The organism is Rhodanobacter sp. G1, assembly GCF_055397855.1.
In genome coordinates this window covers 2,758,954-2,778,876 of the sequence record NZ_AP039674.1, presented here as the reverse complement: position 1 = coordinate 2,778,876, position 19,923 = coordinate 2,758,954, and the positions used below count along the sequence as shown (strand labels likewise).

Annotated in this window: 19 protein-coding genes; 12 read left to right on the top strand and 7 right to left on the bottom strand. The window is 70.1% G+C overall.

The window, feature by feature from the left end:
- Positions 1 to 48: 48 nt before the first annotated feature.
- Complete coding sequence (locus ACZ5Z2_RS12450; RefSeq protein WP_464758903.1) at positions 49 to 654, top strand: rhomboid family intramembrane serine protease; 606 nt, start codon at positions 49 to 51, stop codon at positions 652 to 654.
- Positions 655 to 691: 37 nt separating this feature from the next.
- Positions 692 to 1,699: an aminopeptidase gene (locus ACZ5Z2_RS12445; protein WP_464761706.1), complete on the top strand. Its 1,008-nt coding sequence runs from the start codon at positions 692 to 694 to the stop codon at positions 1,697 to 1,699.
- 65 nt (positions 1,700 to 1,764) lie between these two features.
- On the opposite strand, the gene ACZ5Z2_RS12440 is transcribed toward ACZ5Z2_RS12445, so the two are convergent.
- The 4 genes from ACZ5Z2_RS12440 to ACZ5Z2_RS12425 form a co-directional block, all read right to left on the bottom strand.
- On the bottom strand, positions 1,765 to 2,571 hold the full coding sequence (locus ACZ5Z2_RS12440) for a c-type cytochrome (protein WP_464758902.1): 807 nt from the start codon (positions 2,569 to 2,571) through the stop codon (positions 1,765 to 1,767).
- A gap of 61 nt (positions 2,572 to 2,632) precedes the next feature.
- Positions 2,633 to 3,589, bottom strand: a complete 957-nt coding sequence (locus ACZ5Z2_RS12435; protein ID WP_464758901.1) for an alpha/beta hydrolase — start codon at positions 3,587 to 3,589, stop codon at positions 2,633 to 2,635.
- Positions 3,590 to 3,722: 133 nt separating this feature from the next.
- Positions 3,723 to 4,541 carry a sterol desaturase family protein gene (locus tag ACZ5Z2_RS12430; protein WP_464758900.1) on the bottom strand — a complete coding sequence of 273 codons (819 nt, stop codon included), beginning with the start codon at positions 4,539 to 4,541 and terminating at the stop codon, positions 3,723 to 3,725.
- Between the two features lie 12 nt (positions 4,542 to 4,553).
- The gene (locus ACZ5Z2_RS12425; protein WP_464758899.1) at positions 4,554 to 5,198 is read right to left on the bottom strand and encodes a hypothetical protein; all 645 of its coding nucleotides are present in this window, start codon (positions 5,196 to 5,198) and stop codon (positions 4,554 to 4,556) included.
- A 202-nt stretch (positions 5,199 to 5,400) separates the two neighbouring features.
- Here ACZ5Z2_RS12425 and ompR point away from each other — a divergent pair, with 202 nt between their 5' ends.
- From ompR to pncB, 4 genes are all read left to right on the top strand, one after another.
- Positions 5,401 to 6,135 (top strand): osmolarity response regulator transcription factor OmpR, encoded by a 735-nt coding sequence (ompR, locus tag ACZ5Z2_RS12420; RefSeq protein WP_464758898.1) that lies wholly within the window; start codon positions 5,401 to 5,403, stop codon positions 6,133 to 6,135.
- The gene (locus ACZ5Z2_RS12415) at positions 6,132 to 7,415 is read left to right on the top strand and encodes an ATP-binding protein (RefSeq protein WP_464758897.1); all 1,284 of its coding nucleotides are present in this window, start codon (positions 6,132 to 6,134) and stop codon (positions 7,413 to 7,415) included. Before ompR ends, ACZ5Z2_RS12415 begins: the two co-directional genes overlap by 4 nt.
- 13 nt (positions 7,416 to 7,428) lie before the next feature.
- The gene (locus ACZ5Z2_RS12410; protein WP_464758896.1) at positions 7,429 to 7,590 is read left to right on the top strand and encodes a hypothetical protein; all 162 of its coding nucleotides are present in this window, start codon (positions 7,429 to 7,431) and stop codon (positions 7,588 to 7,590) included.
- A 248-nt stretch (positions 7,591 to 7,838) separates the two neighbouring features.
- The gene (gene pncB, locus ACZ5Z2_RS12405) at positions 7,839 to 9,023 is read left to right on the top strand and encodes a nicotinate phosphoribosyltransferase (protein WP_464758895.1); all 1,185 of its coding nucleotides are present in this window, start codon (positions 7,839 to 7,841) and stop codon (positions 9,021 to 9,023) included.
- 143 nt (positions 9,024 to 9,166) lie between these two features.
- Here pncB and queG read toward each other — a convergent pair whose 3' ends face one another.
- Positions 9,167 to 10,264, bottom strand: coding sequence for a tRNA epoxyqueuosine(34) reductase QueG (queG, locus tag ACZ5Z2_RS12400; RefSeq protein WP_464758894.1), 1,098 nt, complete (start codon positions 10,262 to 10,264; stop codon positions 9,167 to 9,169).
- A gap of 15 nt (positions 10,265 to 10,279) precedes the next feature.
- Between queG and ACZ5Z2_RS12395 the strand changes: the two genes are divergently transcribed.
- The 4 genes from ACZ5Z2_RS12395 (at position 10,280) to mutL (ending at position 15,790) form a co-directional block, all read left to right on the top strand.
- Entirely contained in the window at positions 10,280 to 11,761 is a 1,482-nt protein-coding gene (locus tag ACZ5Z2_RS12395; RefSeq protein ID WP_464761705.1) for an NAD(P)H-hydrate dehydratase, read from the top strand.
- Positions 11,758 to 12,219: a tRNA (adenosine(37)-N6)-threonylcarbamoyltransferase complex ATPase subunit type 1 TsaE gene (gene tsaE, locus ACZ5Z2_RS12390; protein WP_464758893.1), complete on the top strand. Its 462-nt coding sequence runs from the start codon at positions 11,758 to 11,760 to the stop codon at positions 12,217 to 12,219. Before ACZ5Z2_RS12395 ends, tsaE begins: the two co-directional genes overlap by 4 nt.
- Before the next feature lie 182 nt (positions 12,220 to 12,401).
- Entirely contained in the window at positions 12,402 to 13,937 is a 1,536-nt protein-coding gene (locus ACZ5Z2_RS12385; RefSeq protein ID WP_464758892.1) for an N-acetylmuramoyl-L-alanine amidase, read from the top strand.
- A gap of 26 nt (positions 13,938 to 13,963) precedes the next feature.
- Entirely contained in the window at positions 13,964 to 15,790 is a 1,827-nt protein-coding gene (mutL, locus tag ACZ5Z2_RS12380; protein WP_464758891.1) for a DNA mismatch repair endonuclease MutL, read from the top strand.
- A gap of 39 nt (positions 15,791 to 15,829) precedes the next feature.
- On the opposite strand, the gene ACZ5Z2_RS12375 is transcribed toward mutL, so the two are convergent.
- Positions 15,830 to 16,873 carry a GGDEF domain-containing protein gene (locus ACZ5Z2_RS12375; RefSeq protein ID WP_464758890.1) on the bottom strand — a complete coding sequence of 348 codons (1,044 nt, stop codon included), beginning with the start codon at positions 16,871 to 16,873 and terminating at the stop codon, positions 15,830 to 15,832.
- 297 nt (positions 16,874 to 17,170) lie between these two features.
- Here ACZ5Z2_RS12375 and ACZ5Z2_RS12370 point away from each other — a divergent pair, with 297 nt between their 5' ends.
- The gene (locus ACZ5Z2_RS12370) at positions 17,171 to 18,103 is read left to right on the top strand and encodes a DUF1684 domain-containing protein (RefSeq protein ID WP_464758889.1); all 933 of its coding nucleotides are present in this window, start codon (positions 17,171 to 17,173) and stop codon (positions 18,101 to 18,103) included.
- Between the two features lie 135 nt (positions 18,104 to 18,238).
- On the opposite strand, the gene ACZ5Z2_RS12365 is transcribed toward ACZ5Z2_RS12370, so the two are convergent.
- On the bottom strand, positions 18,239 to 19,021 hold the full coding sequence (locus ACZ5Z2_RS12365) for an enoyl-CoA hydratase/isomerase family protein (protein ID WP_464758888.1): 783 nt from the start codon (positions 19,019 to 19,021) through the stop codon (positions 18,239 to 18,241).
- Between the two features lie 129 nt (positions 19,022 to 19,150).
- Here ACZ5Z2_RS12365 and ACZ5Z2_RS12360 point away from each other — a divergent pair, with 129 nt between their 5' ends.
- Positions 19,151 to 19,906, top strand: a complete 756-nt coding sequence (locus tag ACZ5Z2_RS12360) for an FKBP-type peptidyl-prolyl cis-trans isomerase (RefSeq protein ID WP_464758887.1) — start codon at positions 19,151 to 19,153, stop codon at positions 19,904 to 19,906.
- Positions 19,907 to 19,923: the final 17 nt, after the last annotated feature.

Genomic DNA, 19,923 nt, shown 5'->3' with positions numbered 1-19,923 from the left:
GCGGCGGCACGGCGAAGATGGCGCCTTTGCGACTGCCGCGGTGCCTCCATGCCGATCACCCTCATCATCCTCGCGATCACCTGCATCGTCTCGTTCATCGCCCTGAACAACCGCAAGCTGATGGACGACCTGATCCTGTGGCCGCCCGCGATCACCCGCCATCGCGAGTACCACCGGCTGGTGACCTACGGCCTGGTGCACGCGGATCTCGGCCACCTGCTGTTCAACATGATCACGCTGTTCTTCTTCGGGCGGGCGATGGAGGGCTTCTACGCCAGCCAGCTGGGCACGTTCGGTTTCGCGCTGTTCTACATCGGTGCGCTGGTGGTTTCGATCCTGCCTACCTACCTCAGGAACCGCGGCAACCCGAACTACCACAGCCTCGGCGCCTCGGGCGCGGTGTCGGCGGTGCTGTTCGCTTACATCCTGCTGGCGCCGTGGTCGCGCATCATCGTGTTCGTGGTGCCGATGCCGGCGATCCTCTACGCCGTGCTCTACACCGCGTACTCGATCTACATGGACAGGCGCGGGCGGGACAGCATCAACCACAGCGCGCACCTGTGGGGCGCGGCCTACGGCGTGGTGTTCACCGTGCTGGTGAATCCGCGTGTGCTGCCGTATTTCCTCGGTGCGCTGTCGCATCCGCAGTTCTGAGCGCATGCGAGGATTGCGCCTGCTCGCGTTGGCGGCGATGAGCCTCATGCTGTGCGCCTGCACCAGCCTGCGCTATTACGCGCAGGCCGTGCACGGGCAGGGCGAGCTGGTGTTGCGCCGGCAGCCGGTGCGCAAGCTGCTGCGCGATCCGGCGACCGATCCGAAGCTCGCCGCGCGGCTTGCGCAGGCGCTGGCCGCGCGCGAATTCGCCAGCCGCCATCTCGGCCTGCCCGACAACCGCAGCTACACCACCTACGTGGCGTTGCACCGGCCCTACGTGGTGTGGAACGTGTTCGCCACGCCGCGCTATTCGGTGGAGGCGGTGCGCCACTGCTTTCCCGTCGCCGGTTGCGTGGCCTATCGCGGCTGGTTCGGCGAGGCCGCCGCCGAGGCCGATTCGGCGCGCCTGCGCAGCAGGGGCGACGACGTGTGGGTGGGCGGCGTGCCGGCGTATTCCACGCTGGGCTGGTTCGCCGATCCCATCCTCTCCAGCATGCTGGGCTGGGACGACGACGAGCTGGCCGGCACGATCTTCCACGAGCTGGCGCACCAGTTGATCTACGCCAAGGGCGACACCGCGTTCAACGAATCCTTCGCCACCTTCGTGCAGGACGAAGGCCTGCGCGAGTGGCGCGCCTCGCGGGGGCTGCCGCCGGCGGACGGGCGCGCGCAGGCGATGGACGACGGTTTCACCAAGCTGGTGCTGGATCTGCGCGAGCGCCTGCGGAAGCTCTATGCCAGCGGCGCGGACGCCGAAGCGATGGAAGCGGGCAAGCAGCGCGAGATCGCCGCGTTCCGCCAGCGCTACGCCGCATGGCGCGATGCGCATTTCGCGGGCGACCGCCGCTACGACGCCTGGGTGGCCAGGCCGATCAACAACGCGCGGCTGCTGCCGTTCGGCCTGTACGACCAGTGGACGCCGGCGTTTGCCGCGCTGTTCCGCGCGAGCGGCGCGCAATGGCCGGTGTTCTACGCGAAGGTGCGCGGGCTCGCGCATGAGCCGAAGGCGAAGCGCGATGCCGAACTCGAGGCAGGGCTGCGCTGAATGCTTGCGATCGTCCCTGATCGCGAAGGTCAAATGGGTGACCATCCCTGGCCGCACTTTTCAATTCAATGCACGGCCTTGTGCTTTGCCATGTAGCGCAGGTAGGCCAGCACCGCGTCGAGGTCGGCGTCGCTGAGCGATTGCTGGGTGGGGAAGCCGTGCATCTTCGCCTCGGGCCAGCGGTGCAGCGACTGCGGATTGCGGATGAAGCCGCGCAGCAGGTCGGCGCGCAGGTATTCGGTGGGGTTCCAGGGCAGGTTGAGATCCGGCCCCAGTTTCGCGTCGCCTTCGCCGTTGATGGTGTGGCAGGCGAAGCAGGTGCGCTTGAACACGTCGAAGCCATGGTGCACATCGGCGTCCGCATCGGCGGCGGGCACGACGGCCGGGAAGCGTGCGTCCACGCCGGATATCACGTGGATCGCGGCCAGTTGATAAGGCCACTGCTCGGGGCCGATGTGCGCGGCCTGCGGGTTCGTCCACACCAGGTAGAACGGGCCGGCGCCTTTGGCGTTGCCGGCGGGCTTGGGCCAGGGCTGCGCGGGATCTTCCACCGCCAGCCATGCTTGCGCGCCTTGCGTGTTGAGGATGACGTCGGCGGGGATTTCCGCGGTGAAGCCGTCGGTGGCGACGAACTGCAGGTGCTCGCCCGCGTGCAGGCCGGCCAGCAGCGCGCGCAGAGGCACGGCGCGGTAGCGCATGCTGCGCTGGAAGGCCACGTCGGCCGGGATCGTCACCGTGGTCGCGTCGCCGCGCGCGAGCAGTTGCGTGCTGCTCCAGATCTTCGTGCCCTGGCCGAGGTCGATGCGCAGTTCGGCGGCGCGGGCGGCGAACGGCAGCGCCAGCCAGAGCAGGCCGCAGAGCAGGTATTTCATGGGGGCGTGCATCACGGCGGCGGCGCGGATCGCGCCGCCGTCATCCTCGCACGCGCGGACGTCAACCGCCGCCCAGCCGTCGCGCGATCGACGGGTCGAGGCCGCGCAGGAAGTTCTCCACCGCCGCGGTGTAGTCGCCGGGCAGGCCGAGCTGCTCGTTGATCTCCTCGTGGCTGAGGTCTTCGGGCAGCATCTGCGCGCGTGCGCCCAGGCTGCTGGCCTTGGCCACGAACTGTTGCGCCTGCGGGCAGGAGTCCTGGCGGCGCGACGAACACACGGCGAGGAAGGGTGCGATGCGCGTATCGAGCCGCCGGTACGGCGAGGCGGCTGTCCAGAGCGAGGGATCGCTGCCGAAGGCCTGGTCGTAGAGGCGCAGGTGGCGGCCCTGCATGATCTTCGCCATGTCGTAGCCGGCACTGTCCAGCGCCACCGTGCCCAGCCACGGCGTGGCGCCGCGGTCGAGCGCCAACGATGGCGCGGCGCTGATGAGGCTCACCAGGTGCGCGCCCGCCGAGTGTCCCATCAGGACGAAGCGCTGGCGGTCGCCGCCCCACGATGTGGCCATGCGCTGTGCGGTGGCCAGCCCCAGGCCCAGATCCTGCGCCTGCTGCAGCGGGTTGGCCGCGGGCGCCAGCGGGTAGGCCGCCGACACCACGATGATGCCGCGCGGCACCCAGCGCGCCACCTTGTTCTGCACCACGCGGGTGGCGGCCTTGTCGCCGCGCGTCCAGCCGCCGCCGTGCACCAGGAAGATCACCGGCGCGTCGCGCACCGGCTGTTCGGGCAGGTAGACGTCGAAGCGTTCCTGCGCGTCGTTGCCGTAGGCGACGTCGTGGACGACGCGTACGCCGGCCGGCGGCGTGGTCATCAATTCACCGGCGCCGGCACGGCCCTGCTGTAGGCGGCGCTGCATCAGCGCGCGGCGGAACATGCCGGTCTGCGCCGCGGCGGGCGGCGGCGCCAGCGCGGCCACGGCGAGCGCGGAGCACAGCACAGCGGGCCAGTTGCGATGTTTCACAAGGGTCTCCCGTGAGGTTTGCAGTATGCCGTGCGCGCCGGTGCTCAATGGCTGCCGTCGAGGAGATGCGCCATCGTGGCTGGCAGCGCGGCGAGCGCGGCGGAAAGGGCGAGGATCAGGGCGCGGGTTTTCATCAGGGCCTCCCGAAGAGAATGCGCAGGGCCTGGCGCGGATCGCGTGCCGCACGCAGCGAGATCAGCAGGCGATGCCATTCGCCGAACACTATGGCGAGCGGTCGCCGCGAGGGCAGCGGATGCGCCAGCCCGTAGCGGATCGGCGCCTCCGCGCGTTCCTCGCGCAGGGTGCCGAACAGGCGGTCGAACACGATCAGCACCCCGCCGTAGTTGCAGTCCAGGTAGTCGGGGTTGGAGGCGTGGTGCACGCGATGGTGCGCCGGCGTGTTGAGCACCCATTCCAGCGGCCCCAGCCGGCCCACCGCCTCGGTGTGCAGGAAGAACTGGTAGTGCAGGTCGAGCGCCAGCAGCACGCCGACCAGGCGCGGGTCGAAACCGGCCAGCACCAGCGGCAGGTAGAACAGCCAGCCCAGTGACAACAGGTGCGTCCAGCCCAGCCGGATCGCCGCGAACAGGGTGAACTCCTCGGGCGTGTGGTGCACCGCGTGCGTGGCCCACATCCAGCGCACCGTGTGGCTGGCGCGGTGGTAGCCGTAGTAGGCGAACTCCACCGCGACGAAGCCGGCCAGCCAGGTGCGCCAGTCGTGCAGCGGCCAGTGGTGCGGCGCCAGCCGCCACGCCATGGCGTAGATCGCGGCGATGGCGGCAGCGGTGAGCGCCGCGCTCAGCACGTGCCCCGTGCCGATCGCCAGCGATGCCAGCGCCGCCTTGCCGTCGTAGCCGCGCCGCGCCACGTGGCGGCGCCACCACCATTCCAGCAGCGCCAGCGGCAGCATGGCCAGCAGGAAAAACAGCGATCGTGCGTGTCCAATGGGCATGGTGTCGCTCCGTCAGTGTTGGCAGGGGATGGCGTTGCCGTTGGCGTCGGCGCAGCTTCCGCTGTGGGTGATGCCCTGGCCCTTGGTGTAGCTGGTCTGGCCGGTGTAGGTGTCGCCGGCGGCGTTGGTGAGGGTGCCGTCGTGGGTGGCGGTGTCGTTGAACGCGGTGGTGCGGCCGTCGTAGCTGCCGCGCGCGCCGCTGGCGGTGGTCTGGCGGCTGGCGTTCCACTGGCCGTCGCTGCTGCGCGCGTAGTTGCCGCTGCTGGCGTAGCTGCCGCCAGCGGCGCCGGAGCCGTTGCGCTGGAAGCTGCCCTGGGCGGAGCCGTCGGCGTTGCGCGTGTAGTTGTTGCTGCCGGTGAAGCTGCCGCCGTTGGCGCCGTTGGCGCCGGTGACGCTGGTGCCGCCGCGGTGGCTGAGGCTGCCGTCCGGGTTCACCGAGGTGGCCGAACCGTGTGCGGCCGTACCCCTGGCGCCGGAAACGCGGCTGCCGCGGAAGTGCGTGAGGCCGCCCTGGCCGTTGCCGACGGTGCCGGCCACGTGTCCGGCCTTGGCATTGCGCCAACCGCGGACGGCGGCCTGCGCCGGCATGTCCACCGCGGCGGCGAACGTGCCGGCCAGCGCGAACGAGGCGAGGCGGAGGGAGTGGGCGAGGTTCATGGCGGAACTCCTGTGCGGGGGAAGGGCGCCTTCGGCATGGGCGGCGGCGTGGCGTCACTCTCCCGCGATCGGCGCGGCAAGGTGTTTCCGCGCCCGCCCCGGATGTGAGCGTTTGTTGCGGGTTCGCCGGCCGGAAACATTTGCTTGCAATTGGCGCTTGGCGCCGCTTGCCGGCGCCGTGGCGGGCGGAGATAGTCGCGCCATGGACACGCCACACATCCTCGTCGTCGACGACGACCTGCGCCTGCGCGACCTGCTGGAGCGCTATCTCGCCCAGCAGGGTTTCCGCGTGCGCGGCGCGGCGCATGCCGCCGCCATGCACCGCGAGCTGGCCGCGCACCACGTCGACCTGATCGTGCTCGACCTGATGCTGCCCGACGCGGATGGCCTGTCGCTGTGCCGCAGCCTGCGCGCGGACGGTTTCGACATGCCGATCATCATGCTCACCGCCAAGGGCGACGAGGTGGATCGCATCGTGGGCCTGGAGATCGGCGCCGACGACTACCTGCCCAAGCCCTGCAATCCGCGCGAGCTGGTGGCGCGCATCCGCGCGGTGCTGCGCCGGCGCCCGCCCGTGGTGGCCGGCGCGCCGCAGGCCGAGCGCGAGGCGGTGCGCTTCGGCCGCTTCAGCTTCGATCCGGCCAGCCGCCAGCTGCTGGACGGGGCGGAAGCGGTGAAGCTCACCAGCGGCGAATTCGCCGTGCTGGCGGCGCTGGTCGGGCACCCGTTCGAGACGCTGAGCCGCGAGCGGCTGATCGCACTGGCGCGCGGCCGCGAGCACGATGCTTTCGACCGCAGCATCGACGTGATGGTGTCGCGGCTGCGCCGCTGCGTGGAGGACGACCCGCGTCGCCCGCGCTGGCTGCAGACGGTGTGGGGCAAGGGCTACGTGTTCGTGCCGGACGGCTCGGTGCAGGGCGGGACGGAGGAAGCATGAAGCGCAAACCCACCACCTTTGCCCTGGTGCTGGCGCTGCTGGCGCTGGCGCTGCTGCTGGCGCTGGGCCTGTCGGCGCTGTTCGCGGCGCGCTTCAACCGCCAGGTGGCCAGCGACCTTTACGCCCGCCTCGCCACCGCCACCGCGCTGGCCACCGACGCGCTGGCGCCGCGCCATGACGCCGATGCGCAGCGCACGCTGGCGCAACTGCGGACGCTGGGCGTGCGCTTCGCCACCGGCACGCCGCCACCTTCCACGGTGCGCGTGGCGCCAGTGGCGCGCACCGCGGCGCGGCGCATCGGCGTGGAGCTGGGCGATCCTTCGCGCGTGGTGCTCACGCAGACGCCGGACACGCAGATCTGGGTGCGCAGCGAGCAGTTGCCCGGGCAGTGGATCGTGATGCGCGAGCCCAGCAACCGCGAGCGCCTGCTGGCCTCCTCGGTGAGCACCGCGGTGCTCGCCGGGCTGATCGCGCTGGCGCTGTCCGCGCTGCTTGCACGCATGCTGACGCGACCGCTGGAACGGCTCGCGGCCCGCGCCGGTGCGCTGCTGGCCGGCGAGCCGGTGGCGCTGGACGACAGTTCGCGCGAGGTGGAGCGCCTCGCCCAAGCCTTCCGCGAAGCCGGTGCACGCCTGCGCGGCAGCGCGCGCGAACGCGAGCTGATGCTGGCCGGCATCTCGCACGACCTGCGCACGCCGCTGGCGCGGTTGCGTCTGGCGCTGGAGCTGGGCGACGCCGGCGACCCGCAGCGCCGCGAGGCGATGGTGGCCGACCTGGAGGAACTCGACGGCGCGCTGGAGCAATGCCTCGCCCTCGTGCGCGACGGCCGCGACGAGGCGCTGCGCGAGCTCGACCTCGCCACCCTGGTCGGGCAACTGCTCGGCCTGCGCCGCGAGCCCGACGCCTGGCAATGCATCGGCCCCGCCAGCTTGCCGACGGTGGCGCGCACCAGCCTGTTGCGCCGGGCCATCGCCAACCTGATGGACAACGCCGAACGCCACGGTGCCGCACCGTTCCGCGTCGAACTCGGCCGCGATGCGCGCGGCGCCTACGTACGCGTGGCCGACACGGGCCTGGGCGTGCCGCCCGAGTTCCTGCCGCAACTGGGCCGGCCGTTCCTGCGCGGCGACCGCGCGCGCAGCAGCGCAGGCACCGGGTTGGGCATCGGCATCGCCATGCGCGCCGCCGAGCTGCACGGCGGCGCGCTCGAACTCGCCAACGCGCAGGGCGGCGGCTTCGTCGCCACGCTGCGCCTGCCCGATCCTTCACCGCTTGCCTGATGGAACCATCGCCATGCCGATCGTCATCCGCATCGCGCTGCTGGGCGCGCGTGGCTGGCCGCGCCAATACCGGAGCCGACGAGACGGGGGGGGCTTCTTCCTCGATCCTCCGTGCGTTGGTTTCTTGGCGCGCGTCATGCCATCGCCACCATTGCCGCGGCTGGCTGAAAACTGAACCATAACGATTTATCGACTTGAACTTCCCCCGGATCGACTACACTAAGCACACATATCGCCGTGAGGCGAAAGGAGGCGGGGCAGCACATCGCACCGTCGAGGGGTCGGCCCCTCTCTCCCCTCTTGACGCGCCGACCTGACGAACCCCGGCAACTACTCCCCTGGTTGCCGGGGTTTTTTATGCCCGCGATTCGGGATAATCGAACCCTTGGCGCGACTGGCGCCGCCGCGCCGTACAGGCGACGCATGATCGTCGAATCGCTGCTGGACACCGACCTCTACAAGTTCTCGATGATGCAGGTGGTGCTGCACCACTACCCGGCCGCGCAGGTCGAGTACCGCTTCAAGTGCCGCAACCCCGGCATCGACCTGGTGCCATGCATCGACGAGATCCGCAGCGAGCTGGCGATGCTGTGCACGCTGCGCTTCAGCACGGAGGAACTGGACTACCTGCGCGCGATGCGCTTCATCAAGAGCGACTTCGTGGATTTCCTCGGGCTGTTCCAGCTCAACGCGAAGTACGTGAGCATCGAGCCCGCCGCGGCAGGCAAAGGCGAGATCGAGATCCGCATCAAGGGCCCATGGCTGCACACCATCCTGTTCGAGGTGCCGCTGCTGGCCATCGTCAACGAGGTGTACTTCCGCAACACGCAGCCCGGCCACGACCTCGCCGAAGGCCGGCGCCGGCTGCGGGAGAAGATCGCGCTGCTGCACGGCACGCCGGGCTACGAGCAGTGCCGCATCGCCGACTACGGCACGCGCCGGCGCTTCTCGCGCACGTGGCACGAGGAAGTGCTGATGGCCCTGCGCGATGGGCTCGGCACGCAGCTCGCCGGCACCAGCAACGTGTGGTACGCGTGGAAACTGGGGCTCACTCCGCTGGGCACATTGGCGCACGAGTACCTGCAGGCGCACCAGGCGCTGGGCCCGCGCCTGCGCGACTCGCAGGTGGCGGCGCTGGAGGCCTGGGCGAAGGAATACCGCGGCGACCTCGGCATCGCGCTCTCCGACGTGTACGGCCTCGACGCGTTCCTGCGCGACTTCGACATGTACTTCTGCAAGCTGTTCGACGGCGCGCGCCACGATTCCGGCGATCCGTTCGACTGGGGCGAGCGCATGCTGGCGCACTACCGCGCCAACCGCGTCGACCCGCGCAGCAAGGTGCTGGTGTTCAGCGACGGGCTGGACATCCCCAAGGTGATGCAGCTCTACGAGCACTTCCGCGGGCGCTGCCTGCTGGCCTTCGGCGTAGGCACCAACCTCAGCAACGACACTGGGCCGACGCCGCTCAACATCGTGATCAAGATGATCCGCTGCAACGGCCAGCCGGTGGCCAAGCTCAGCGACTCGCCGGGCAAGAACATGTGCGAGGACGCGGCCTACGTGACCTACCTGCGGCAGGTGTTCGGCATTCCCGATACGCAGGGGTGATGCCGGGAGATAACTTCGGACAGTCTGTTTTTCGCTCGTCATTCCGGCGCAGGCCGGAATCCAGTCGCCGTGCGGCTTGAACAAGCGTGGTCGCTACTGGATTCCGGCCTGCGCCGGAATGACGAACTGGTGGGGGTGCCTTCCTACTGCGCCTGCCGCGCCAGCGCCCAGGCCACATGTTCACGCACGATGGGCGAAGGATGGTCGGCGCGCGCATCGAGTGCATTGCGTACCGTCGCCGATCTCGGCGCATTGCCCAGCGCCACCGCGATGTTGCGCAGCCAGCCCTCGTAGCCGGTGCGGCGTATCGCCATGCCTTCGGTGCGTTTCAGGAATTCCTCCTCGCTCCACGCGAACAGCTCGACCAGCTTGGCGCCGTCGAGGCTGTGGCGCGGCGCGAAGTCGGGTTCCTCCGTTTCCTGCGCGAACTTGTTCCACGGGCAGACCAGCTGGCAGTCGTCGCAGCCGAAGATGCGGTTGCCCATCGGCGCGCGCAGCTCCTCCGGGATCGAGCCCTTGAGTTCGATCGTGAGGTAGGAGATGCAGCGGCGCGCATCGAGCCGGTACGGCCCCAATATCGCCTGCGTGGGGCAGATGTCGATGCAGCGCGAGCAACTGCCGCAGTGCGCGCTGGCCGGCTCGTCCACCGGCAGCGGCAGGTCGGTGTACAGCTCGCCGAGGAAGAAGTACGAGCCGGCGCGGCGGTTGATCAGCACGGTGTGCTTGCCGATCCAGCCCAGCCCCGCGTTGCGCGCCAGCGCCTTCTCCAGCACCGGCGCGGAATCCACGTAGGCGCGGTAGCCGAAGTCGCCGACCACGCCGTGGATGCGCTCGGCCAGCTTCTGCAGGCGGTTGCGCATCAGCTTGTGGTAGTCGCGGCCCAGCGCGTAGCGCGCCACGTAGCCGGCCTCGCCGTCGCGGATCACCTCCCACGCATTGCGCGTGCCCGGCGGCACGTAATCCATGCGCACCGAGATCACCCGCTGCGTGCCCGGTTCGAGTTCGGCCGGGCGCGCGCGCTTCGCACCGTGGCGCGCCATGTAGTCCATCTCGCCGTGGTGGCCCGCCGCGAGGTAGGCCTCCAGGTGCTTCTCGTCCTCGTCCAGGTTCACGCCGCTGATGCCGGCCTCGGCGAAGCCCAGCTCGCGGGCCCATTGCTTGATGTCGCGGGCGAGGGCGGCGTAGTCGATGGCGGTGCTGGCGGGCATGCGGGCATTGTAGGCGGGCGACGCATGGCGCATGCCTATAATCCGCGCATGTCCGATTGCCCGCACAGCCATCAGCTCTACACGGTCGCGCAAGTGCGCGAGCTGGATCGCCGTGCCATCGAAGCGCTGGGCGTGCCGGGTTTCGAGCTGATGCGTCGCGCGGCGTGGGCGGCGCTGTCCAGCCTGCGCCGGCACTGGCCGCAGGCACGGCGCCTCGCGGTGCACTGCGGGCCGGGCAACAACGGCGGCGATGGTTTCCTGTTGGCGGTGCTGGCGCGCGAGGCCGGCCTGCAGGTGGACGTGCTCGCCCTGGGCGAGACGTCCTCGGGCGATGCCGACACGGCGCGGCAGGCGTGGATGGATGCTGGCGGCGGCGTGCGCCTGTGGCGGCTGGGCGACGCCTTGCCTGCCGCCGACGTCCACGTCGACGCGCTGTATGGCACCGGCCTGCGCCGTGCACCGGAACCGGCGGTGGCGGCGCTGATCGAGGCGATCGACGCCAGCGATGCGCCCGTGCTGGCACTGGACGTGCCCTCGGGACTGGACGCGGACACCGGCCAGGTGCCCGGTGCGGCGATCCATGCCGACGTCACGGTGAGCTTCATCACCGCCAAGCGCGGGCTGCACACCGGCCGCGCCGCGAACGTCGTGGGCACGCTGGAACTGGATGCGCTGGGCCTGCCCGAATCGCTGTGGCGGGACGTGCCGCCCGATGCGCGGCTGCTGACGGCCGAGCACCTGCCGCCGCGCCCGCGCGACGCCCACAAAGGAACGAACGGCCACGTGCTGGCGATCGGCGGCGAGCACGGCATGGCCGGCGCGATCCGCCTGAGCGGCGAAGCCGCGCTGCGCGCCGGCGCCGGCCTGGTCAGCGTGGCGACACGTGCGGAACACCTGTTCGCCCTGAACGCCGCGCGTCCCGAGTTGATGGCGCACGGCGTCGATGGCCCGCAGGCGCTGGAGCCTTTGCTGGCCCGCGCCAGCGTGCTGGCGGTGGGGCCGGGGCTGGGGCAGGGCGCCTGGAGCCACGCGCTGTGGCTCACCGCGCTGGACAGCGGCAAGCCGCTGGTGCTCGATGCTGACGGGCTCAACCTGCTGGCGCGCGAGCCGCGCCGTTTCGCGCAGCCGGCGGTGCTGACGCCGCATCCCGGCGAGGCGGCGCGCCTGCTCGGCTGCACGGTGGCCGAGGTTGAGGCGGATCGCTTCGCCGCCGCGCGTGCGCTGGCGGATCGCTTCCATGCGGTGGCGGTGCTGAAAGGCTCGGGCAGCCTGATCGCCGCTCCGGATAGACGTCTGGACGTCTGTCCGTGGGGCAATCCCGGCATGGCCACGGGTGGCATGGGCGACCTGCTCACCGGCATCGTGGCGGCGCTGCTGGCGCAGGGCTGCGATGCGTGGCAGGCGGCCTGCCTGGGTGTCGGCCTGCATGCGCGCGCCGGCGACTGCGCGGCGCGGCAGGGCGAGCGCGGCCTGCTAGCCACGGATCTGCTGGCGCCGCTGCGCGCGCTGGGCAACGGAATCGACGCATGACCGAACAGTTCCTGGCATTGGCCGACGAGGCCGCCACCGGTGCGCTGGGCCGCCGTTTCGCCGCGGCGCTGGCCGGCGGCGGCATGGTGGTCTACCTGCACGGCGACCTGGGCGCGGGCAAGACCACGTTCGCCCGCGCCTTGCTGGGCGCGCTGGACGTGGGCGAGCGCATCAAGAGCCCCACCTACAGCCTGATCGAAGGCTATGCCGCGCACGGCCAGCCGGCGTGGCACCTGGATCTCTACCGCATCGCCGATCCGGGCGAACTGGAATGGCTGGGGCTGGATGCCTTGTCCGACCCGGCGGCGCTGGTGCTGGTGGAATGGCCCGAACGCGGGCGCGGCGCGTTGCCGTTGCCCGACCTCACCCTGCACCTGGCGTACGCCGATGGCGGGCGGCGCGCGCGGTTCGAGGCGCACACCCTGCGCGGCCGGGACTTGCTGGCTCGCCTGGGCTGAGTTTCGGCAGCAAGTCGCGGTTTTTCTTTGGGAAATTCCCGCCGCCGACCCGGTGGCGGCGACCCATGCATGAGCGACTTGCGAGCCATAGCTAGATACTCGCTGACAAATGGTCTGCAGGTTATGGATATTCAAGGGAAAACTTCTTGCTTTCCCGCTGCGCCTGCGATTCAATGCGCCTCATGCGTGGCTACCTGAACAACTTGGGTGGGGTGCTTGTCGTCGCTTTCGCGGCGGCGATGGCGCCCGTTGGCGCGCACGCGGCCGATGTCACGTCGGCGCGCGTCTGGGCCGATGCCAGCCACACGCGGCTGGTGTTCGACCTGGACGGCAAGCCGGACTACCGCATCGACCGCCGGGACGGCCGGGTCGTGGTGGATCTGGCCCGGAGCAGGATCGCGGGCGATTACGCCGATCCGGGCGCACACGGCCTGTTCCGCGGCATGAGCCACAGCCAGCGGGGCGGGAGCCTGCAACTCACGGCGAACGTGGCCGCCGGCAGCAAGGTGCGCAGCTTCGTGCTTGCGCCCAGCAAGGGCGACCATTACCGGCTGGTGCTGGATCTGCTGCCGGGCGGCAAATCCGCAGCGGTTGATGATGCCCCGGTGGCCGCCGCTCCAAGCGGCGAACCCACGGATGCGCGGCCGGAGCCCGTCGTGGCGACGGTGACGGCCCGCCACGACAGCAAGGCCATCGGCGCCAGCCGGCAGGCCACCCAGCAGGCCGCCGCGCTGCTGAACGGCCAGCGCAAGGTGGTGGTGTGCGTGGACGCCGGCCATGGCGGCAAGGATCCCGGTTCGCACGGACCGGACGGCACGCTGGAGAAGAACGTCACCCTGGCGGTGGCACGCGACCTCGCCGCGCAGATCAACAAGCAGCCGGGCATGAAGGCCATCCTCACCCGCGACGGCGACTACTTCATTCCGCTGGCGCGCCGCTACCAGATCGCCCGCGAGCACGACGCCGACCTGTTCGTCTCCATCCATGCCGACGCCTTCACCAGCGGCGACGCGCGCGGCTCCTCGGTGTGGGTGCTGTCCTCGCGCGGCAAGAGCTCGGTGGCGGCGCGCATGCTGGCCGACCGCGAAAACAGTTCCGACCTGATCGGCGGCGTGTCGCTGGACGACAAGAGCGACGGCCTGGCCAAGGTGCTGCTGGACATGCAGCAGGGCTGGGCGGTGCAGGCCAGCGACACGGTCGCCGGCAACGTGCTGAAGTCGCTGGCGCAGATCGGCCCCACCCATCGCGGCTACGTGGAGCGCGCCAACTTCGTGGTGCTGCGCTCCCCCGACGTGCCTTCGATCCTGGTCGAGACGGCTTTCATCAGCAACCCGAGCGAGGAGCGCAAGCTCCGCGATCCCTTGCACCAGAAGGCGCTGGCCGAAGCGGTGATGAGCGGCGTGAAGAGCTACTTCGAGTCCACGCCGCCGCCGGGAACCTGGTTCGCGGCGCAGGAAGCGCACCGCAACGGCGTGGAGCTGGCCTCGGCCAAGGCGGGTAAGCCGGCGAAGGCTGCTGCCTCCGGTCGCCGCGACGAGCCGGCCACGCAGCCCGTCGCCGATGCCGGCGTGCGCGACCTGCATCGGGTGGGCGAGGGCGAAAGCCTGCGCAGCATCGCGCGGCAGTACGGCATCAGCGTGGGCGCGCTGAAGAACGCCAACCACATCGACGGCAACGTGGTGCGCGCCGGCACCGTGCTGGCTATCCCGGCGGGCTGATCCAGCCGAACTGCTAAAGTGCGCGGATGCCCGTCATCCGTCCGCTGCCCCCCGAGCTCATCAACCAGATCGCCGCCGGCGAGGTGATCGAGCGCCCCTCGTCCGTGGTCAAGGAACTGGTCGAGAACAGCCTCGACGCCGGCGCCTCGCGCATCGAGGTCGACATCGAGCAGGGTGGCGCGCGGCTGATCCGCGTGCGCGACGACGGCGGCGGCATCGCGCCCGACGAACTGCCGCTGGCGGTGGCCTCGCACGCCACCAGCAAGATCGGCAGCTTCGACGACCTGGAGCACGTCGCCAGCATGGGTTTCCGCGGCGAGGCGCTGGCCTCGGTGTCGTCGGTGGCACGCTTCGCGCTCACCTCGCGCCAGCGCGAGGCCGACGCCGCGTTCCGCATCGAGGTGGACGGCGGCAGGCTGCAGGCCGCGCGCCCCGCGCAGCATCCGCCGGGCACCAGCGTGGAAGTGCGCGACCTGTTCTACAACGTGCCCGCGCGCAAGAAGTTCATGCGCGCCGAGCGCACCGAGTTCGCGCACATCGACGACCTGCTGAAGTCTCTGGCGCTGGCGCGCGGCAGCGTGGAGTTCCGGCTCAGCCACAACGGCAAGCCGGTGCGCATCTGGAAGGCTGCGCGCGACGCGCAGGCGCAACTCGCGCGCGTGGCCGAGGTGCTGGGCGAGGATTTCCCCGCGCAAAGCCTGCGCGTGGATCACGCCGCCGCGGGCATGCGGCTGTCCGGCTGGGTGGGCTTGCCCACCGCCTCGCGCAGCCAGTCCGACCAGCAGTACTTCTACGTCAACGGCCGGCTGGTGCGCGATCGCGTGGTGGCCCATGCGGTGCGCCAGGCTTACGCCGACGTGCTGTTCCACGGTCGCCATCCGGCCTTCGTGCTGTACCTCGAACTCGATCCCGCCGGCGTGGACGTCAACGTGCATCCGGCCAAGCACGAGGTGCGCTTCCGCGAGCAGAGGCTGGTGCACGACTTCCTGTTCCGCACCCTGCACGAGGCGCTGGCGCAGACCCGCGCCGGCCAGGTGGAATCGCATGCGCAGGCCGACGACGGCCGCCTGCACATGAGCACCGCGAGTGCGCCCGCGCCCGGCCTGCCGGCCATCGCGCGCATGTCGTCGTGGCCCGCGCGCGCCGAACAGAACCGCCTCGCGCTGGGCGTGCGCGACGAACCGCTGGCCGACTACGCCGCGCTGCTGGGCGAGCCGCCGCGCGCGGCGCCGGTTGCCGCGTCCATGCCGGCGACGGAAGAGGGCGAGGCACCCCCGCTGGGCTACGCCATCGCCCAGCTCAAGAACATCTACGTGCTGGCCGAGAATGCGCAGGGCCTGGTGCTGGTGGACATGCACGCCGCGCACGAGCGCATCACCTACGAGAAGCTCAAGGCCGGCCGCGTGTGCAGCAACCTGCGCTCGCAACTGCTGCTGGTGCCGCTCAACCTCGCGGTGAGTGCGAAGGAAGCCGCTGCTGCGGAAGAGCATGCCGATGCCCTGGCCGAATGGGGCTTGGAGCTGTCGCGCAGCGGGCCGTCCGGCGTGGTGGTGCGGCGCATCCCCGCCTTGCTCGAAGGCGCCGACGTGACGCAGCTCACCCGCGACGTGCTGGCCGAACTCGCCCAGCACGGCAGCTCGCGCCGACTGCAGGAACTGGAGAACGAGCTGCTTTCCACCATGGCCTGCCATGGCTCGGTGCGTGCGGGGCGGCGCCTCTCCATCCCCGAGATGAACGCGCTGCTGCGCGAGATGGAGGCCACCGAGCGTTCCGGCCAGTGCAACCACGGGCGGCCCACCTGGACGCAGCTTTCGCTGGCGGAACTGGACAAGCTGTTCATGCGCGGACGTTGAAGTCCGGGCGCCCATGGATCGATCCTGCCCGCGCAGGGATCAGAAGAGGTCGATGCTGCCGGTGGCCACGTCGTCGCCGAGCAGGCCGCGGCGTTTCAGATCCTCGTGGCCGCAGACGGCGTTGCGGCCGTTTTCCTTGGCGTAGTAGAGCGCTTTGTCGGCTCGTTCCAGCGCGTTTTCCGGATAATCCTGCCGCCGCACGCGGGTGTAACCCATGCTGATGGTGACCCTGCCCACCTGGGGGAACACGTGCTCGGCCACCTGCTGGCGGAAGCGTTCCAGCATGGCAAGCACGGTGCCTTCGTCCAAGCCGCCGAGCAGGGTCACGAACTCCTCGCCACCGAAGCGGAACTGCACGTCCTCGCGCCGGAAACCACGGGTCATGAGCTGCGAGAGGAGCAGGATCACCTCGTCGCCGATCAGGTGGCCGTAGGTGTCGTTGATGCGCTTGAAATGGTCGATGTCCAGGATCGCCAGCCACACCCTCGGTTGTTCGTCCGCCGGCTGCTCCGCCGACACCTGTTCGTTGGTCTTCAACAGCTGGCGCAACTGGCGTTCCAGGCTGCGCCGGTTGTACAGGCCGGTGAGTTTGTCGCGCTCGCTCTCGTGGAGCAGCGTGGCGTAGTTGGCGTAGATGCGCGCGAAGCCTTCCGCCAGCAGGTGGCTGGTTCCCGCCGGTGTCGGGCTGTGCAGTTGCAGTTGCAATGCGCCGATCACGCGCTTGTCCTGCAGGATCGGCACCAGCAGGTTGTACGCGCCTGCCGTTTCGTGCGCCGTGGTTCCGCCTTGCGCCATGAAGCACCGCAGGGGCTCCCACTCGGGTGCCGAGGGATCGGTTACCTCGATGGGCAGGCGGTAGCCGCCGTTCCCATCGGATTCGCAATGCACGATCTCCATCGGGCCATTGCCGTCGTGCCTGGCGAGCGAAACGCTGCGTGCGGCGGTCAGTTCGGCCAGCGTCAACACCATGCTGTGGTCGAGGGCTCCCACATCGCGGTGATGGGTTATCGCCGCCACCGAATCAAGCAGGCGCACCTGTGCCGTCCCCCCTGGCGGGGTGGCCCGCTCGCCAGTATCGATCATGTCGTGCCTTTTCATGGGATGGCCGATGCGGGGGGACTGTAGGAGCCGGGAGGGGGAGAGTCAATCGAGCCGGGAAGCCGCTTCCGCGGCTCTCCAGCCGGCGGGACAACCGCAAAGCCTGTCGCCCGGATGCCGCCGGATTTCGTGCGACCGGCACGCGTATCGTCCACATGCGGCGCGAGTCGATCGGCGCGGGCGCGGTGCGGCGTGGCGAGAGAAGGCCGCAGAGCCATGCAGGCTTGCCGGTTGCGCGCCCGGCTGCCCATACTCGGAACCTTTCCTGTTCGAGGCCCGCCCATGTTGCGCGCCGCCACCACCCTGCTTGCCGTTTTTTCCGGAGTTGCCGCCGTGTCTGCCGCCGATGCCCCGTCTTCCAGTACCGCCCACGTGCAGCAGATCGAACAATGGCGCGCCGGCCGCGTGGCGCGGCTCACCGCGCAGGACGGCTGGCTCAGCCTGATCGGCCTGGAATGGCTGCACGAGGGCGCAAACCGCGTGGGCAGCGCCGTCGACAACGACATCGTGCTGAAGGCCGGCCCCGCGCATCTCGGCACGGTGACGCTGATGGCGGATGGCGCGGTGCGCATCGCGCTGGACAAGGACAGCGGCGCCACTGTTGACGGCAAATCCGTCGCCGAAGCACCGCTGGTCGACGACATGCACGCCGGCGCGGATGCCACGCCCACCACGGTGCGTTTCGGCCACGCGAGTTTCTTCGTCATCGACCGCGACGGCCGCAAGGCGCTGCGCGTGAAGGACACCGACGCCGAGGCGCGCCGCGACTTCGCCGGCATCGACTATTTCCCGATCGACGCGAGCTGGCGCATCGAGGCCGACTGGGTGCCCTTCGTGCCGGAGCACGACCTCGAGATCGGCACGGCCATCGGTACCATCGACAAGGTGAAGGTGCCGGGCAAGGCGGTGTTCCACCGCGACGGCCACGCGTTCGAGCTGCTGCCCTACCAGGAGGAGCCGGGCGGCGAGCTGTTCTTCGTGATCGCGGACAAGACTTCGGGCAAGGAGACTTACGGCGCCGCACGCTTTCTCTACGCGGCGCTGCCCTCCGGTGGCATCGACAAGCCGGGCAAGGTGGTGCTGGATTTCAACAAGGCCTACAACCCGCCGTGCGCGTTCACGCCGTTCGCCACCTGCCCGCTGGCGCCGCCGGAGAACCGGCTGGATGTCGCGGTAACGGCGGGCGAGAAGAAATATGCAGGCGGGCATCACTGAACCTGCTTCCTCTCCCCTTTGGGGAGAGGATCGAGGTGAGGGGCGGGTGCTCGCGAAGTGGCTTCGATGGGAGCCTGCTGCGAGCATGTCCCCTAACCCCAGCCCTCTCCCCGGAGGGGAGAGGGAGAATGGCGATCAGGCACCCTTGAACGCCGCCTTGCGCTTTTCCAGGAACGCTGACGTACCCTCGCGCATGTCCTCGGTGGAGAACATCAGCGCGAAGCCCTGCGTCTCGAATTCCAGACCCTGATCCAGCGCAGCCTCGCCGCCCTGCAGCACCGCGTCGAGGATGCCAGCGGCGGCCAGCGGCGCGGCGGCGGCGAGCTGGTCGGCCAGCGCGGCTACCGCCTCGTCCAGCGCCTCCGGCGCCACCACGCGGTTGACGATGCCCAGCTCATAGGCACGTTGCGCGTTGATGGTCGCGCCGGTGAGGCACAGCTCCAGCGCGGCGCTGCGGCCGGCGAGGCGCAGCAGGCGCTGGGTGCCGCCGAAGCCGGGGATCAGGCCGAGGTTGATCTCGGGCTGGCCGAACTTCGCCTTCTCGCTGGCCACGCGCAGGTGGCAGGCCATCGCCAGCTCCATGCCGCCACCCAGCGCGAAGCCCTGGATGCGCGCGACCACCGGCTTGCTTAGGCGTTCGATGCCCGTCATCAGCTGCTGGCCGGCGCGCGAGAAGCCCTGCGCCTGCACCGGCGTGTAGCCGTTCATCTCGGCGATGTCGGCGCCGGCCACGAAGGCCTTTTCGCCCGCGCCGGTGAGCACCACCGCGCGCACGTCGTCGTCCTGCGCGGCCTGGGCGAAGGCGAGGGTCAGCTCGTTGAGCGTGTCGCGGTTCAGCGCGTTGAGCTTGTCCGGGCGGTTCACCGTGATGGTGCGCACCGCGCCGCGGTTGGCGATTTCCAGATTGCGATAGGCCATGGGCCGGCTCCAGCGGTGGCGAAACGCACATGGTAACAGCGGGAACCTTTATGGCCGCTCGGGTTCCTACCTGCACGGGGCGGACGAAACCCTTACGATGTGGCGCCCTGGCGCGCGATGGAGAACGGCATGACACGACTGCGTTGGCTGCTGCCCTGCCTGCTACTGGTCGGTGCGGCGCACGCGCAGACGCGCATGCAACCGCCGGCGCAGGCGCCGGCACCGGCGAAGCTGGACAAGGCCAAGCTTTCCTATGCCATCGGCTACCAGATCGGCAGCCAGTTCGCCGACGGCCGCAGCCAGCCCGGCGTGCCCGACATCGACATCGCCACCCTGCAGCGCGCGATCCAGGACGCCTACGACAAGCGCCAGCCCGCGGTGTCGATGCAGGCGATGCACCAGCAACTGCGCGCCTTCAACCAGCAGTTGCGCACCGACGCGCAGGCCGAATTCGAGCAGGTCGCCGCCGCCAACGCGCGCAAGAGCGCCGCCTTCATGGCGCGCAACGCCAAGCTGCCCGGTGTGGTAACGCTGCCGTCCGGCATCCAGTATTCCGTGATGAAGAAGGGCGACGGCAAGGCCAGCCCCACGGTCACCAGCACGGTGGTGGTGAACTACCGCGGCATGCTGGTGGACGGCACCGAGTTCGACAGCACCTGGGCGCACGGCGCGCCGGTGAGCTTCGCGGTGGATCACGTGATCCCCGGCTGGCGCGACGTGATCCCGCGCATGCGCGTGGGCGACCGCTGGAAGGTGGTGATCCCGCCGCAACTGGCCTACGGCAAGGAAGGCGCGCTGCCGCGCATCGGCCCCAACGAGGCGCTGGTGTTCGAGATCGAGCTGCTGGCGATCAAGCCGGATACGACGGAGCACGGCTCGCCCTGAGCAAGCGCCGGCCCGCT

Bases quoted from the DNA above. Each gene is read 5' to 3' on its own strand.
- ACZ5Z2_RS12415 (WP_464758897.1), top strand. From the start codon at position 6,132: ATGAAGCGCAAACCCACCACCTTTGCCCTGGTGCTGGCGCTGCTGGCG.
- ACZ5Z2_RS12385 (WP_464758892.1), top strand. From the start codon at position 12,402: ATGCGTGGCTACCTGAACAACTTGGGTGGGGTGCTTGTCGTCGCTTTC.
- pncB (WP_464758895.1), top strand. From the start codon at position 7,839: ATGATCGTCGAATCGCTGCTGGACACCGACCTCTACAAGTTCTCGATG.
- ACZ5Z2_RS12395 (WP_464761705.1), top strand. From the start codon at position 10,280: ATGTCCGATTGCCCGCACAGCCATCAGCTCTACACGGTCGCGCAAGTG.
- queG (WP_464758894.1), bottom strand. From the start codon at position 10,264: ATGCGCCATGCGTCGCCCGCCTACAATGCCCGCATGCCCGCCAGCACC.
- ompR (WP_464758898.1), top strand. From the start codon at position 5,401: ATGGACACGCCACACATCCTCGTCGTCGACGACGACCTGCGCCTGCGC.
- ACZ5Z2_RS12440 (WP_464758902.1), bottom strand. From the start codon at position 2,571: ATGAAATACCTGCTCTGCGGCCTGCTCTGGCTGGCGCTGCCGTTCGCC.
- ACZ5Z2_RS12410 (WP_464758896.1), top strand. From the start codon at position 7,429: ATGCCGATCGTCATCCGCATCGCGCTGCTGGGCGCGCGTGGCTGGCCG.
- ACZ5Z2_RS12450 (WP_464758903.1), top strand. From the start codon at position 49: ATGCCGATCACCCTCATCATCCTCGCGATCACCTGCATCGTCTCGTTC.
- ACZ5Z2_RS12360 (WP_464758887.1), top strand. From the start codon at position 19,151: ATGACACGACTGCGTTGGCTGCTGCCCTGCCTGCTACTGGTCGGTGCG.
- ACZ5Z2_RS12370 (WP_464758889.1), top strand. From the start codon at position 17,171: ATGTTGCGCGCCGCCACCACCCTGCTTGCCGTTTTTTCCGGAGTTGCC.
- tsaE (WP_464758893.1), top strand. From the start codon at position 11,758: ATGACCGAACAGTTCCTGGCATTGGCCGACGAGGCCGCCACCGGTGCG.
- ACZ5Z2_RS12425 (WP_464758899.1), bottom strand. From the start codon at position 5,198: ATGAACCTCGCCCACTCCCTCCGCCTCGCCTCGTTCGCGCTGGCCGGC.
- ACZ5Z2_RS12430 (WP_464758900.1), bottom strand. From the start codon at position 4,541: ATGCCCATTGGACACGCACGATCGCTGTTTTTCCTGCTGGCCATGCTG.
- ACZ5Z2_RS12445 (WP_464761706.1), top strand. From the start codon at position 692: ATGAGCCTCATGCTGTGCGCCTGCACCAGCCTGCGCTATTACGCGCAG.
- ACZ5Z2_RS12365 (WP_464758888.1), bottom strand. From the start codon at position 19,021: ATGGCCTATCGCAATCTGGAAATCGCCAACCGCGGCGCGGTGCGCACC.
- mutL (WP_464758891.1), top strand. From the start codon at position 13,964: ATGCCCGTCATCCGTCCGCTGCCCCCCGAGCTCATCAACCAGATCGCC.
- ACZ5Z2_RS12375 (WP_464758890.1), bottom strand. From the start codon at position 16,873: ATGATCGATACTGGCGAGCGGGCCACCCCGCCAGGGGGGACGGCACAG.